Origin of the sequence: Bacillus sp. cl96 (assembly GCF_900100505.1) — a bacterium.
Lineage (GTDB): Bacteria > Bacillota > Bacilli > Bacillales > Bacillaceae_G > Bacillus_A > Bacillus_A cereus.
Map to the genome: position 1 here is coordinate 118,090 of NZ_FNDM01000005.1, position 13,706 is coordinate 131,795.

Below are 13,706 nucleotides of genomic sequence, written 5' to 3' on the forward strand. Positions count from 1 at the left end.
GAATGTAAACACACTTTTTCTATTTTTACAAAATATACATAAAAACTCATCTTTACAACAGATATAAACATCTGATATTATTACCTGGTACTTAATATTATTCTATGTAAATGATAGATAAATAATTTACAACACGATATAAATCTCCAGTTAGTGAAAGGAGTATCCTTTTTGCAAACAAATATACATTCTAAAAAGGAAACAATTATTTTTATTCATGGATTAGTTGGCAATCGTCGCGCCTTCAAAAAGGAGCAAAAACGTTTTTCTTCCTCCTACAACATTATAACTTATGACTTATTAGGTCACGGTGATGATAAAGGAGAAGCAATCGACTTTTCATTACAGCGCCTCGTAGATCAATTATTAAACTTATATGAGCAAGAAGGTATTAAAAAAGCACATATTTGTGCGCTAAGTTACGGCTGTTACATCTCTACAATTTTTGCACAAATGCATCCAGAAAAAGTATTAAGTATTTGTCATATTGGAGGACATTACAATAACCCTTCTCGTTTATATAATGTATTTCAAAATTTTTGGGAGAAGCGAGGAGATGAATACTCTAAATGGCTCTCTCAATACGCAAATACTATTTTTCCAAGCGGTATATTAAAAGCAAATCCGTTCGCAGTCATTTCAAGAAATATTTACTACCGTTTCGGATTACAATTACATTCATCCATAATTGCCCAGTCATTACGACATCGGTTAGAATTCGATTTAAAATCTAAATTAAAATCACTTCCTCACCCTATACTATGGGTAATGGGAGAGCATGATCATCTCTATAAATCTTGTCTATTTGATTTGAAATCTATTTTGCCTAACGTTCTATATAAGGAAATACCGTTAGCGGGACATGCAGCGAACTTATTTCGTCCTAACTATTTCCATGACTTATATGATCGATTTTTAAATGGAAAGTTAAAATAAAAACTATTAAACTTCCAATTTATTCAACTATAAAAAGGCTTCCCAAGTTTCCTTGGAAAGCCTTTTCTCTATACGAAAAGTATATAAAACTACTTTTTCTTAGTATGCTTTTGTGTAACCTAATAGGTGCTTGCTCCAGTAAGAGTTACTTACAGAACTAATACGTACACCAGTTGCATCTGTTTCTGCACTAATGAACTGACCGTTTCCTAAGTAAACACCCATGTGAGAAGGACCTGATTTATAAGTATTTTGGAAGTATACTAAATCACCTGGTTGTGGATTGCTAGTTTTTGTTTTAGAGCTCCAGTATCCAGCAACTGTTTGACGAGCGCCTTTATGACCAGTTTGATTTAATACGTAGTGAATGAATCCACTGCAGTCAAAACCAGCAGGTGTTGTACCAGCAGTTCTGTATGGTGAACCATTTAAAGATCTAGCGAATCCAGCGATTGAAGATGTATCTCCACCTGTTGTTGGTTTTTGTACGTCTTTACCTGGTTGTTGAACGTTATTTGTAACATTATTGTTATTTGTAACGTTGTTTACTCCGCCTTTTACAAACTTAACGAAGTCTGCACTTACGTAACCTGTGCGGCCGTTATGGTTAATTTTGTACCAACCATTTTCAGCACCAGTAACGTTTAATACTTTACCATTTGTTACTCCACCGATTACAGCGTTGTATGTAGCTGGGCCTGTACGTACTTTTAAAGCACCAGTGTTAACAACATAAGAACCACCAGTTTGAACTGTTGTAGTATTGTTGTTTGTAGTTGGTTGTTTTGTTTCGTTAGATACAGCAGAACCACCTTTTGTTACGAAGTCTTTGCTTACGTATCCAGTTCCACCATTGAAGTTGATTTTAAACCAATCTTGTACTTCACCTACAACTTGTACTGTTTTACCTTTGTTTACAGAACCTAATACTGTATGAGATGTACTTGGGCCTGTACGTACGTTAAGTGAAGAAACGTTTACTGTGTAAGTACCTGTTCCTTGTTGAACAGTCGTTCCTGTTTTGCCACCAGTCGTTACGAAGTCACCACTTACATAACCTGTTTGACCATTTACGTTTACTTTGAACCAACCATTTTCTTGTCCAACTACTTGTAGCACTTGGCCTGATTTTACTTTAGAAATAACGTTATGTCCTGTACCAGCACCTGAACGAACATTTAATACATCAGCAGTTACTGTGTATTTTAATTCAGAAGTTGTTTCTACAGTTTTTGTTTCAGTTACAGTCGTTTGAGTTTGAGTTTGAGTTTGTCCATTAATTTCTTTTAGCGCTTCATTTGAAACTTGTGCATGAGCAGAATCCATTCCTGGAACTGCAACGCCAGCTACAGAAGCTGCTGCTAAACCTGCAATTACTTTTTTCATAAGTTGTCTTTACTTCCTTTCCCTACTATCCTCTTAAAAAAAACTTAAAACTTTAATACTTTACAATATTATCAAAGTAAAATATTCATCCAGTTCCATTTTTTAGCAAGAGTTTTATTTTTCACACAGAGTTCATTTTAAATGAACAAAGTGAAATCCGTGTGAACTTCATGTGAACTTTATCATTAAACACAGTGTTTTTGCAATGGTTTTTTCAAATTTCTTATATATCACATAAAAATTCGACATTCTATTTAATATTTTAATATAAAATATCTCTTTTCTATCTATTATAAAAAATTCTATTAACCTAATACAAACTCAAGTATGTATTTCCTTATAAAGCTCCTTACATAAAGTATACTTTCATCATGACAAAAATCACTCTATTTATCAATAGTATAATATTTTTAGAAAACTAAATTTCTATACTATCTACAATTTTGAAATAATTTGACGAATTGTAAGATTTATTTCACAAAAGCCATTTCTCCTTTAAAGAAAACACACACTATACCAACTGTTCTCTTTTTCCGATAATGGAATTTATAGGATGTTTATAGTATTATATACATATCTTAATAAACAAGAATTTTAGCGAACTGATTAAAGTTTCATTTTATAAAATGAAACTTTAATCAGTAAGGGTTTTATACATCCTCCGCTAATTTTTAACCCTCACCACTCGGGCTGCCCGTTAATGCGGATTTTTATTGGAATAAAAAGAGGAGGCATATTTGTGAGAAATATAATAGATGATCCAATACAAAAAAATATAGAGCTATACTATGCTTTTATTCAATTCGTTTCAATGATAACATTACAAAAAGTATCCGCTATTGAAACACGTAAAAATGAATTAAAAAATCAGATGAAAAATGCCGGACAAAAAAACCCTTATTACGTATAAAAAAAGGTGAACAGGTTATATTCCTGTTCACCTTTTATCAAATTATTTTATTTATAAATTTTCACACGGTTTTCTAACGGTTGGAATTCTTTTTCACCAGCCTGTACTACCGGTTTACCAAATGGCATTTGCGCAATAAGTTTCCAATTTGCTGGAACATCCCACTCTTTTCTCACTTCTTCATCAATTAGCGGATTGTAATGCTGTAACGTAGCACCAAACCCTTCAATTTCTAAAGCTGTCCAAATTGCAAATTGTAACATTCCTGATGATTGCTGAGACCAAGTTGGGAAATTATCTTTATATAATGCAAAGTTAGCTTGAAGGCTTTCCACTACTTCACTGTCTTCAAAATATAAAACCGTTCCATAACCACTTTTAAATGCATTCATTTTTTCTTCAGTAGGTGCAAAGTTATTTTCAGGTACAATTTTTCGTAACGTTTCTTTCGTAATATCCCATAATTTATCATGTTGTTCTCCTAATAAAACAACAACGCGAGCACTTTGAGAATTAAAAGCTGAAGGTGTATGTTTTACAGCATGATAAATCACTTCTTGAATTTTCTCATCAGAAACTACTTGCTCTTTACTAATTGCATAAATAGATCTTCTGTCTTCAATTGCTGAGTAAAAATCTTTTGCCATCATAATTCCCTCCAATTTTCAATTGAGGCTATTTCATATGTATATATCATATTACGCCCCCTCAAACTTATTATTAATAAGCTTATAACTTTATAATATCACAGCAACAAACAAACTCAAATAATAACACTTATATTTAGACCCTTTTTCCTTTTTAAAATGAAAATAAAAAGACTGTTTGTTGTTATCTAAAATTAGTAACAACAAACAGTCTTACTTATGTAGCGATCTAGATTCGTATTTTACTTACTTAATTAACTAATCCAAATGCATACGACATTAACTTATTTGTCTCTGTAAAACGTTTTGTTTTACTTGATGTCCCCATGACCACTGTAATAATTCGATTATCACCTTGCTTTGCAGTCCCAGTAAAACAGTATCCTGCACTATCTGTAAATCCAGTCTTTAGTCCGTCCATTCCTTCTATATATAAACTTTTATTATTTTTATTTAACATGTCGTTTGTGCTTATAACATTAATATTATTAAATGCTAGCTGACTTTGGCGTAAGTGAGTCACTTCTAATATTTCCGGATAATCTTTTATAAGATGATATGCCAATTGCGCTACATCACCAGCCGTCATTTTTGTTTCACTTCCATCTGGCTCTTGTAATCCAGAAGCATTTGCAAATTTAGCATGTTCCGACATTTTTAACTGTTTCGCTTTTGCATCCATAAGCTGAACGAAATCTTTCTCCGATTTTGCCATATGTTCTGCTAAAGCCACAGCTGAATTATTAGCTGACTCAATCATTAATGCATGATATAAATCTTTAACAGTTAATGTATCATTAACTTGTACTGGGATTCTCGCTCCCTCTGTTTGTGCCGCCTTCGCACTCATTTTTACTGGATCTTCCCAGCGAACTTTCCCGTTATGTATACTCTCTAGTAAGAGATACGCTGTCATCATCTTAGACATACTAGCCGGTGCAAAAGCTTCATTTTCATTATATTGATAAATAATATCTCCATCACTCGCATCGATAATCATAGCTGCTTTTGCGTTAATTTCTGGTGGGATGTACTTTGGCGGGACTACTTTTTCAGTAAATCCTGCTTTAGGTAGTTCTGCCACTTGCAAAGGTTGTCCCTCTACATTCGCTATGCTCTTTTGATTTCCTTGGAATAAGAACCAACATATCCCTAAAATAATGACTAATAGGACTGTCATCCTTCCCCATTTTAACCGATTCATTTCAAAACTCCTTTAGCAAACCTTTTATACACTCACATTTAACCTTATCAACAATTCCTTTATACAGTCAAGGTAAAAGGTATATTTATTCATAGTACAGCAATGATTATTTTAATTTATTTATGTTAAACTTACAATATTGAAACGTAAGAATATTTAATAATAAAATCTCGTAAATAAAGCGAAACTTTAATCAGCCCCACCAATCAGGCTACCCGTCAAATAGCGAGATAAACTATTTAATAGAAGGGATTCATACAAATGCTACTTCCAAAATCATTAAAATACGGAGACACAGTTGGGATTTACTCCCCTTCTTCACCAGTAACCTACACTTCACCAAAGAGATTTGAACGAGCAAAATCTTACTTACAACAGAAAGGGTTTCATATATTAGAAGGTTCATTAACAGGTCGATATGATTTTTATCGTTCTGGTAGTATACAAGAGCGTGCTGAGGAGCTAAATGTCTTAATAAGAAATCCTAATATTTCTTGTATTATGTCAACAATTGGTGGGATGAATTCAAATTCAATATTACCTTATATTGATTATGATGCTTTTCTAAAGAACCCTAAAATAATGATTGGGTATTCAGATGCAACTGCTTTATTACTAGCAATTTACACCAAAACAGGAATCCCTACATTTTATGGACCAGCTCTCGTCCCTTCCTTTGGCGAATTTGAATCTTTTGTTGATTGCACATACAAATATTTCGCTGAAACTTTACTACATGATCATTCTCTTCCTTATCATATAAAACAACCATTATTTTGGTCAGATGAATTTATTAATTGGGAAGAAAAGACAAAGGAGAAAGAACTTCGACCAAACGATTGGATTTCAGTAATTGATGGAAAAGCTACTGGGCGTATTATTGGCGGGAATTTAAACACGATACAAGGAATTTGGGGTAGCCCCTATATGCCACATATTCAAGAAGGCGACATTCTCTTCATTGAGGACAGTTCAAAAGACGCAGCTACTATTGAAAGAAGCTTTTCATTACTTAAAATTAACGGTGTATTCGATAAAATTTCAGGTATCATTCTTGGAAAACATGAGCAATTTGATGATTGTGGTACAAATCGAAAACCTTTTGAAATACTACTAGAAGTACTTCAAAATCAAAGAATTCCTTTTCTAGCTGACTTCGATTGTTGTCATACACATCCCATGATTACCATGCCTATCGGTGTTCAAGTAGAGTTGGATGCAACAAATAAAACGATACACATTGTAGAACCTTGGAAAAAATGAATGCATAGCTTCTATTGTTTTACAATAAAAGCCATGATACTATATAATTTGGAATGTGAAAGATTAAACAAAATATGTTCCAATATCTAACACTAGAAAAATTAGGTATAAATATATATTTATATGCAAAAGAGAGTGAATAAATGAAACCAACTATTAAAAATTACGTATTTTTACATGTAGCTTTTTTGATATATTCTATCATTATGGTTTACATGAAATGGGCAGCTAAATTCCCCATTGCTTCCATCTCATTTTTTGTTGCTTATTTCGGATTAGTTATACTTTTATTCGGATATGCAATTTTATGGCAACAAGTAATTAAACATTTCGAAATTTCAAAAGCATATTCACATCGCGGGATTATTATACTGTGGTCAATGCTTTGGTCAGTATTTCTATTTGGAGATACGATTCAGTGGAATCATTTACTTGGTGCAGCTATTATTATCGTCGGAATTGTGGTGGTGACAAAAGATGAATAGTTATATGTTATTATTTATTTTCGGGATAATTTTAGCTAATTACTCACAAATATTATTAAAAAAAGCTACTTTGCAACAATACGATTCTAGAATAAAAGAATATGTGAATCCTTATGTTATTATCGGCTACTCTTTATTTGTAATTAACGCCGGATTAAATGTTATCGCCATGAAGGGCATGGCATTAAAACAAGCATCAGCATTAGAATCCTTAAGTTATATCATCATATTAATTTTCGGTTGGTATTTCCTAGGAGAAAAAATAACGAAACGTAAACTCATCGGCAACATGATTATTATCGTTGGTGTAATCGTTTATTGTATCCAATAGTAAAAAGCTCCGTTTATCACAAACGGAGCTTTTTACTATTGACCTAAATTTTGCACTTTATCTTTCAAATCTCGAACTTGATCTACCGTCTGCATAAGCTCGGAGTTTTTAAATTGCTCTACATCCACTTTTCCTTCTTCTATCTTTGTCATCGCCGTATCAATTAACGCATTTAACTTTTCGTTATATCCGACGATTTGTTGATGAATATCCTTTGCTACATCAGGTGGCGTTAATTCATTGAATGCGGGTATATCTTGTTTAATTTCACTAAGCTTCGTTTCTAATTCTTTTCGAGCCTCGCTATCATTAACGGCCTTTTCTGCTAATGCTGGTGCATCATTTGCAAATGCACTTATTTCATTTACATAGTCTGTCGCCTTTTGAGCATAATCTATGGAGTTCTTTCCTTCTTCCACTATTGAACATCCCATTAAACCAATTGAAACTATAAATACTAATAAAATTGATTTTATTTTCATTTTAGACCCCCTTCGTCTTTATCATTGTCTGTAATTTTCTCTATACATAACTTCTAGCTAAATTGTTTATAACCTTTTTCAAATAGCTATTTATCCTCTTACATGCCCTATTATCGTTACAACATCTATTTCTATATGTACGCTTATAATATCTTCAATTATATCCATATATCCTTGTCCTATAGCTGTTCCATAGTGTAATGTAAGCCCCTTCTTTTCATACACTGACTTTGGCACTGAAAAAATAAATCTCCTCAAGTTTCTTTCATCAGCTGGTTCCATAATTAAAACAATCCCATCCTCATCAAACATATACGCTCGCCCTCCAACTTTACATTCACTATGGCTCAGTATTGCCTTGGTCAGCAAAATTTAAAACATAATAAGTTAAGATACACTCTGCTCTATCATAAAGTGAAACTTTAATTAGCCCTCACCAGTCGAATCTTTATCGGCAAATAGCGGGATAAAAATAAAAAGCATTCATTCTTTTTTGTTAAGAATGAATGCTTTTTAAAAAATCAATTTCTAGCTCTAGCATCTTTTTTTGACGAGGTTTTACTTTCCTTACGGGAATTCCAGCGTAAATATACCAATCATCTAAACTCTCTTTTACCATACTCATCGCGCCGACTGCCGCACCTTCTCCTACAATTACATTTGGAAAAATAATAGAATTGGCACCAATAATCACATGTTTTTTTAAAATAACTTTTTCTGCTTTCACATTCCTATATTGATTCGGGACGGTTGGCCCCATTAATGTATTTCCACTGAAATCATCAAGTACTGCATATACGATTGTTTTAGCTGAGATGTTTGCAAAATCATGCATTTCAATCCCAACTCCCCCTCCATATAACGCTGTATACGCTGATATGTGCGAATAACTTCCAATTGTGATTTTACCACTTAAAATGCAAAAATCATCAATTCTTACATGATTGCCAACTGATATAGCACTCGGATTATATATACTTGCTTTTTTACTAACCAATACATTTTTCCCAACAGATAAAAATCCAATTTGCTTTAGTTCTTCTTGACTATAAAAACTATTCATCTACCGACACCACCCTCTGCTCTAAACAGATTACAATTTGCTCTACTAGTTCTTTCGTCATTCCTTCCCATAAAGGTAAACTTACGATTCGTTTTGCTATTTTATTCGTCTTTGTTAAATCTGTAGACTTATAGTTTTTAAAAAGAACTTGTTGGTGGCAAGATGGTGAAAAGTATAATCTAGCTTCTATTTTCTGTTTTTTCAGTTCTTCTATTACTTGTATGTTGCGAACTTCTTCTGGACAAATGATAGGCATAAATTGGTGAATAACTGCTTCTGTCTTTTGGACTTTCCACCCTTTTTTCATTAACCCAGTATTTTGTAACAACTGTTTATACCATTCAGAAATACGGCTGCGTTCTTTTAATTTTTGATCCCACTTTTTTATAGTCGCAATCCCAATAGCGGCTGCGTATTCAGACATTTTACAATTAAACCCCATCATCGTGCATTCACGATTTTTATCAAATCCGAAATTCCCCATTCTTTTAATATGTTGTATATCTTCTTCGTTTTTACTATATATGAGCCCTCCTTCACCAATTCCGAAAGGCTTTGTTGCATGAAAGCTATATACGATCATTCCACTAAAATCTTGACCGTAATGCATCCCTCCATTCATTAAACCAAATCCCGGCGCCGCATCTACGACAACCGGAATCCCCTTCTTCTCTAATTCTTCATATTTTTCTAAGTTCATCCATGATCCAAAAGTGGCGTACGGGATAACAATCGCAACCTCTTCTTTTAATTCTTCTATCTTATCCAAAAGTACGGTTTTATCCATATACCAATCATCTATTGAAATATCAATAAAGTACGGTTCCAATCCACACCAAATAGCGGCTAAGGCAGTCGCAGGGAATGTAAAACTAGGCATGAGAGCATACTTTCCCTTTCTTCTTTTCTTTAGTTGAATAGCCGCCATTAACCCTAACGTTGCGTTTGCTACTGTTGTAACAGCTCCCCTGTTTTGAAAAAATGACGACATAATTGTTTCCTCAAAACGTTGATTTATAGGTCCATAATTCGTATATATGTGAGATGTATCAATTTCCTTCAATTCGTCCAAATACTCACTTACAGGTACAGTTGAAGCACGTAAAAAAGGAATATTCTCCATATCTATCTATTCCTTCCTATCATTTTCGTACAATATAGAGCATATCTGTTTCAGATAATCCAAATTTCCTAGCACCTTTCATTCCTTGTTTTTCCGCTATGTTATATAATTCTACCTTAAATCCTGCATTCATTAATCGTTGAATAAATCCCGATTGATTGTAAATTCTCACATGATCTTCTTGACCAAAAGCTAATTTCCTCAATTGTGGTGTTACAATTAATTCATTCTCTATAATAAAATCTACATTCATTACGATCGGTACTTGAATAATTCCCCATCCATTTGGCTTTAACACTCTATATAACTCTCGCATTGCTTTGTCATCATCAGGAACGTGTTCTAACACATGGCTACATAATATTACATCAAAAGTATTACTATCATATGTAATCCTTGTAACATCAATTTCCTTCATTAATGGATCCTTTGGTTCTAAGTCACCACATACATACGTAATATTTTTATACTCGTTAAACCAATCTCTTAACTTCGCTTCAGGTGCAATATGAAGCATTGTATAGTTTCTATTTAACAAGTCCGTTTCCGTTTCAATGTACGCACGGTACAATCTTTCACGATCCATCGAATTACAAACTGGACATATCCCTGTATCTTTATTCCACATTTCAAATTTATATTTCGGAAAATCATAATGTGCTGGCCAAGGTGAAAATTTTTCAAATTGTTGATTACAATATTGACAATAACAAGATTCTTTCTCGAACATATGAGCAACTAACTTATTTAAGCCTTTTTTTATCTTTTCATTATAAATTTGATCTAGTTCGCCATTTCTTACTGCATCCTTAACTATAAATCCCGCATTTTCTAAACAATAAGATAAACTCTCTTTATACTCACTTTCGGAGCTTAAAAACCCACTATTATATGCATCTATAATTAATTCAATCCACTCTTCAATTGTCATTAAAATAAAATGCATTTGTTTTTGATTTTGTCCACTATGTTGTCTAAAATAACTAAGAGGTTCATGTATATAAACTACTTTTCCTTTCCTCATCATATCTAGCCAAGTTGCAATGTCATTAATAGCAGAATAAGCCTTTCCTTTAAAATATCCAAACTTCCCGTCAAACAAATCCCGATTAAACAAAACAGTTGTCGGCTCACCAACTACATTTTTTAAGTTTTTTAACATATAATTTCCTAATTCTTTTCCTTCAAAAAGTGTAGTTTCTTTCGCGATTTTCATATTTAATGTTGAAGGTGGTAATATCTCTCCATTCTCATCAATCAGTTCACGATATGACGTCACAAATGAAATATTTTCTAACGTCAAAAAGTATTTCATCATTCTCTCGATCTTTTCATGATGAAATAAATCATCATCTAATAAAAAGTTCATATAGTCCCCATTCGCAAGTTCTACACACTTATTAAAGTTTTCGGCAACTAACGGCGTTTCATTTTTAACATATGTAATACACTCATATTCACGTAAGTACGGTTGAATCATAGCATTGACTTCATTATTTGTACTATCGTCAGAAATAATAATTTCAATATTTTCATATGTTTGATTCAAAGCGCTGTTGAGTGCTAATTCCAAGTAATAAGGTCTATTGTATGCAGGAATAAGTATACTTACTTTCGGTAATGAAGAATTATTATTTATATGTTGTTTTTTCTTTTCTATGTTTATTTTCTTCGCTCTAATTTTTTGGTAATAGTCTAATGTATATAATATTGATGATGGAACTATCCTTCTTGCATAATCTAGAAAATTAGTTATCGCTTTGTCTAACTCTTTTTCGGTGGATAAGAAACCATATTGTTCTCCTGCTATAATACTGTGTGAAAAATCTTCTAACCCATCCATCATTTTATTAGATTCATTTAACTGTTGATCTGGATGTAATCGAAAGTAACTCAGTGTCTCTGCTATATATACTGCTTTTCCTTTACTTAATAAAGATAACCATGAAGCTATATCTACGTTACATAAATACCGCCTCTTATCAAAAATCCCATATGGTTCTTGTAAATCATTTTTACGAAATAAAACTGTTGTCGGTTCTCCAATGTAATTTTTTTGATCCACAATTACCTTATTTCCTAATTCTGTTCCCTCTATAATGGTATCCTCTTCAAATAAACGGACAGTCGAATAAATATGTCGCAGTTCTTTCCCTTTATCATCAATGACTTGACGATGAGATGTTACAAGCTTAATTTCATTATCTAAATCATTGAAAAAATACTTCATCATTTTTTCAATTTTATTCACATGAAATACATCATCATCCATTAAAAAATTTATATACTCACCGTTCGCTTCATTAAATAACATTAACGCATTTTCAAATTGTCCGAGAGTTGACCTATTTTTTATATAAATAATATTTGAATGATCACATAAGTATTTTTGTAACAATTTTTCTGTTTCATCATTCGTGCTGTCATCTCCAACTATAATTTCTATATTAGGGTACGTTTGTTCTAACACACTACATAACGCCTTTTCAAAGTAACTAGGACGATTATACGTAGGAATTAATACACTTACCAACGGAAGTTGCTCTACCATTTCTTCAGTTCTTTCAATACGAGTTCTCATTTTAACTCTCTCACCTCTTCGCATATTATTTATATACGCGACACAAAAATCACATTACTTTAACTGTATGGAGCCTATATACTTTTATGCAAACAGGAAACAAAATATCATACTTTTCGTTCCTGAATAAACATATTTAATAATGCGGACATTTTATTTGCACCTTTTTTATTCATATGATCACTATCATAAAAATCATCGTCACAAAATAATGGCGAATCAAATAGATCTATAATTTGAAAAGAATATTGAGTTTGAAAATCATTTATAACTTTATAAAAATCTTCTTTTAATTTCTTACTACTACAATTGAAATAATGTGAAGTAACAGGGAACACAACAATTAATGGCTTTATATCGTTTTTTAACAGTAATTCTAAATATTTCTTAAAAATCATTTTATTTTCAACTAAAGTATGAGGATACGCCAATTTAGCATGTGAAGCTGCTCTTATTTTCCCGTGTTCTTCAAAAGGAATATGAAGAGAAGTAGTATTCCATTCAGCATTTATCCAAGGCAGCATCAATGATTCATCTTTTAGTTCGTCTAATAAAATATATTCAAAATGCAAATTAAAAATAGAAAGAAGTGGTTTCGGAGTATTTAGATGTGAGAATCCATCAGTGGGTAGAGGAGAATGAACTAGAGTATGATGACCATCTTGAAACAATGGATAATATACTTTGTGAATTCTATATGATTCAGATGATAACGACATATCAAAGTAAAACGAGAAATAGGCTATTCCTATTAAACAATATTGAAATGAATGATTGTTTGATAAAAGTTGTGACGCTATTAAATAATCATAGTATAGATCTTGCGATGGAAGTGTTAATTTTATTGACTTTTTTGAGAGAAGCTCCGTACTTATGCCACAATGTGGATAAGACAAACCGGTAGCAAACAATTCATACGTCGGATCACTCTTTGTTTTTTTCATAGAAATGTATAAAGACATAAGATCCGGATTTATTTGATAGATAGAAATTAATTTATCCTTCCATTCATACATGTATTTTGTTAAATTAATAATTTTTGAACTTTGCACGCCCCTATTTATCAAGTCATTTGTAAGTTTTTCTGCGTCCCCTCTCCAAATGACTATATATTGAAAAGAACTTTCTATACGAACAACATCTGAAACGTCTACAACATGAACTATTGTTTTACATTTATTTTTGTCTAACGTATTTCGAATCCTCTCCCCTGATAACTCATCACTTAAAACAATGATTTTATATTGCTCCTTCATGTACATCCCCTCCATTATATGTATAATATGAAATTCATT

The 13,706-nt window shown here is 32.4% G+C and carries 14 protein-coding genes; 5 read left to right on the forward strand and 9 right to left on the reverse strand.

The genetic code is table 11. The features are described 5' to 3' along the window. The first annotated feature begins 171 nt into the window (after positions 1–171). The gene (locus BLT20_RS13160) at positions 172–936 is read left to right on the forward strand and encodes an alpha/beta fold hydrolase (protein WP_001194314.1); all 765 of its coding nucleotides are present in this window, start codon (positions 172–174) and stop codon (positions 934–936) included. 99 nt (positions 937–1,035) lie between these two features. Here the strand turns inward: BLT20_RS13160 and entFM are convergent, their stop codons facing one another. Continuing rightward, positions 1,036–2,322, reverse strand: a complete 1,287-nt coding sequence (gene entFM, locus BLT20_RS13165) for an enterotoxin EntFM (protein WP_000755507.1) — start codon at positions 2,320–2,322, stop codon at positions 1,036–1,038. A gap of 739 nt (positions 2,323–3,061) precedes the next feature. Here entFM and BLT20_RS13170 point away from each other — a divergent pair. Beyond that, positions 3,062–3,232, forward strand: coding sequence for a hypothetical protein (locus BLT20_RS13170; protein WP_001244279.1), 171 nt, complete (start codon positions 3,062–3,064; stop codon positions 3,230–3,232). Between the two features lie 47 nt (positions 3,233–3,279). Here BLT20_RS13170 and BLT20_RS13175 read toward each other — a convergent pair whose 3' ends face one another. Continuing rightward, on the reverse strand, positions 3,280–3,882 hold the full coding sequence (locus BLT20_RS13175) for a nitroreductase family protein (RefSeq protein WP_011110028.1): 603 nt from the start codon (positions 3,880–3,882) through the stop codon (positions 3,280–3,282). Between the two features lie 247 nt (positions 3,883–4,129). Next, positions 4,130–5,083: a D-alanyl-D-alanine carboxypeptidase family protein gene (locus tag BLT20_RS13180; protein ID WP_001080871.1), complete on the reverse strand. Its 954-nt coding sequence runs from the start codon at positions 5,081–5,083 to the stop codon at positions 4,130–4,132. 261 nt (positions 5,084–5,344) lie between these two features. Between BLT20_RS13180 and BLT20_RS13185 the strand changes: the two genes are divergently transcribed. From BLT20_RS13185 to BLT20_RS13195, 3 genes are all read left to right on the forward strand, one after another. After that, positions 5,345–6,346, forward strand: a complete 1,002-nt coding sequence (locus tag BLT20_RS13185) for a S66 family peptidase (RefSeq protein WP_000926334.1) — start codon at positions 5,345–5,347, stop codon at positions 6,344–6,346. A gap of 143 nt (positions 6,347–6,489) precedes the next feature. Then, positions 6,490–6,831, forward strand: coding sequence for an EamA family transporter (locus BLT20_RS13190; RefSeq protein ID WP_000805125.1), 342 nt, complete (start codon positions 6,490–6,492; stop codon positions 6,829–6,831). Further along, positions 6,824–7,162 (forward strand): EamA family transporter, encoded by a 339-nt coding sequence (locus BLT20_RS13195; protein ID WP_001089868.1) that lies wholly within the window; start codon positions 6,824–6,826, stop codon positions 7,160–7,162. Before BLT20_RS13190 ends, BLT20_RS13195 begins: the two co-directional genes overlap by 8 nt. Positions 7,163–7,197: 35 nt before the next feature. On the opposite strand, the gene BLT20_RS13200 is transcribed toward BLT20_RS13195, so the two are convergent. From BLT20_RS13200 to BLT20_RS13225, 6 genes are all read right to left on the reverse strand, one after another. Then, entirely contained in the window at positions 7,198–7,644 is a 447-nt protein-coding gene (locus BLT20_RS13200) for a DUF6376 family protein (RefSeq protein WP_000695199.1), read from the reverse strand. Between the two features lie 90 nt (positions 7,645–7,734). Then, positions 7,735–7,956, reverse strand: coding sequence for a hypothetical protein (locus BLT20_RS13205; RefSeq protein ID WP_000459099.1), 222 nt, complete (start codon positions 7,954–7,956; stop codon positions 7,735–7,737). A 184-nt stretch (positions 7,957–8,140) separates the two neighbouring features. Further along, entirely contained in the window at positions 8,141–8,707 is a 567-nt protein-coding gene (locus BLT20_RS13210) for an acyltransferase (RefSeq protein ID WP_073339726.1), read from the reverse strand. Beyond that, positions 8,700–9,830 (reverse strand): DegT/DnrJ/EryC1/StrS aminotransferase family protein, encoded by a 1,131-nt coding sequence (locus tag BLT20_RS13215; protein ID WP_000427967.1) that lies wholly within the window; start codon positions 9,828–9,830, stop codon positions 8,700–8,702. The genes BLT20_RS13210 and BLT20_RS13215 overlap by 8 nt, the downstream gene beginning before the upstream one ends. Positions 9,831–9,849: 19 nt before the next feature. Next, positions 9,850–12,411: a glycosyltransferase gene (locus BLT20_RS13220; protein WP_001260413.1), complete on the reverse strand. Its 2,562-nt coding sequence runs from the start codon at positions 12,409–12,411 to the stop codon at positions 9,850–9,852. Positions 12,412–12,518: 107 nt separating this feature from the next. Beyond that, positions 12,519–13,667: a hypothetical protein gene (locus BLT20_RS13225; protein WP_000664265.1), complete on the reverse strand. Its 1,149-nt coding sequence runs from the start codon at positions 13,665–13,667 to the stop codon at positions 12,519–12,521. Between the last annotated feature and the right edge of the window lie 39 nt (positions 13,668–13,706).

What these genes read in the sequence shown, in the direction of transcription:
- entFM (WP_000755507.1), bottom strand. Translation starts at nt 2,322, where the DNA reads ATGAAAAAAGTAATTGCAGGTTTAGCAGCAGCTTCTGTAGCTGGCGTT.
- BLT20_RS13175 (WP_011110028.1), bottom strand. Translation starts at nt 3,882, where the DNA reads ATGATGGCAAAAGATTTTTACTCAGCAATTGAAGACAGAAGATCTATT.
- BLT20_RS13180 (WP_001080871.1), bottom strand. Translation starts at nt 5,083, where the DNA reads ATGAATCGGTTAAAATGGGGAAGGATGACAGTCCTATTAGTCATTATT.
- BLT20_RS13185 (WP_000926334.1), top strand. Translation starts at nt 5,345, where the DNA reads ATGCTACTTCCAAAATCATTAAAATACGGAGACACAGTTGGGATTTAC.
- BLT20_RS13190 (WP_000805125.1), top strand. Translation starts at nt 6,490, where the DNA reads ATGAAACCAACTATTAAAAATTACGTATTTTTACATGTAGCTTTTTTG.
- BLT20_RS13195 (WP_001089868.1), top strand. Translation starts at nt 6,824, where the DNA reads ATGAATAGTTATATGTTATTATTTATTTTCGGGATAATTTTAGCTAAT.
- BLT20_RS13200 (WP_000695199.1), bottom strand. Translation starts at nt 7,644, where the DNA reads ATGAAAATAAAATCAATTTTATTAGTATTTATAGTTTCAATTGGTTTA.
- BLT20_RS13205 (WP_000459099.1), bottom strand. Translation starts at nt 7,956, where the DNA reads ATGTTTGATGAGGATGGGATTGTTTTAATTATGGAACCAGCTGATGAA.
- BLT20_RS13210 (WP_073339726.1), bottom strand. Translation starts at nt 8,707, where the DNA reads ATGAATAGTTTTTATAGTCAAGAAGAACTAAAGCAAATTGGATTTTTA.
- BLT20_RS13215 (WP_000427967.1), bottom strand. Translation starts at nt 9,830, where the DNA reads ATGGAGAATATTCCTTTTTTACGTGCTTCAACTGTACCTGTAAGTGAG.
- BLT20_RS13220 (WP_001260413.1), bottom strand. Translation starts at nt 12,411, where the DNA reads ATGAGAACTCGTATTGAAAGAACTGAAGAAATGGTAGAGCAACTTCCG.
- BLT20_RS13225 (WP_000664265.1), bottom strand. Translation starts at nt 13,667, where the DNA reads ATGAAGGAGCAATATAAAATCATTGTTTTAAGTGATGAGTTATCAGGG.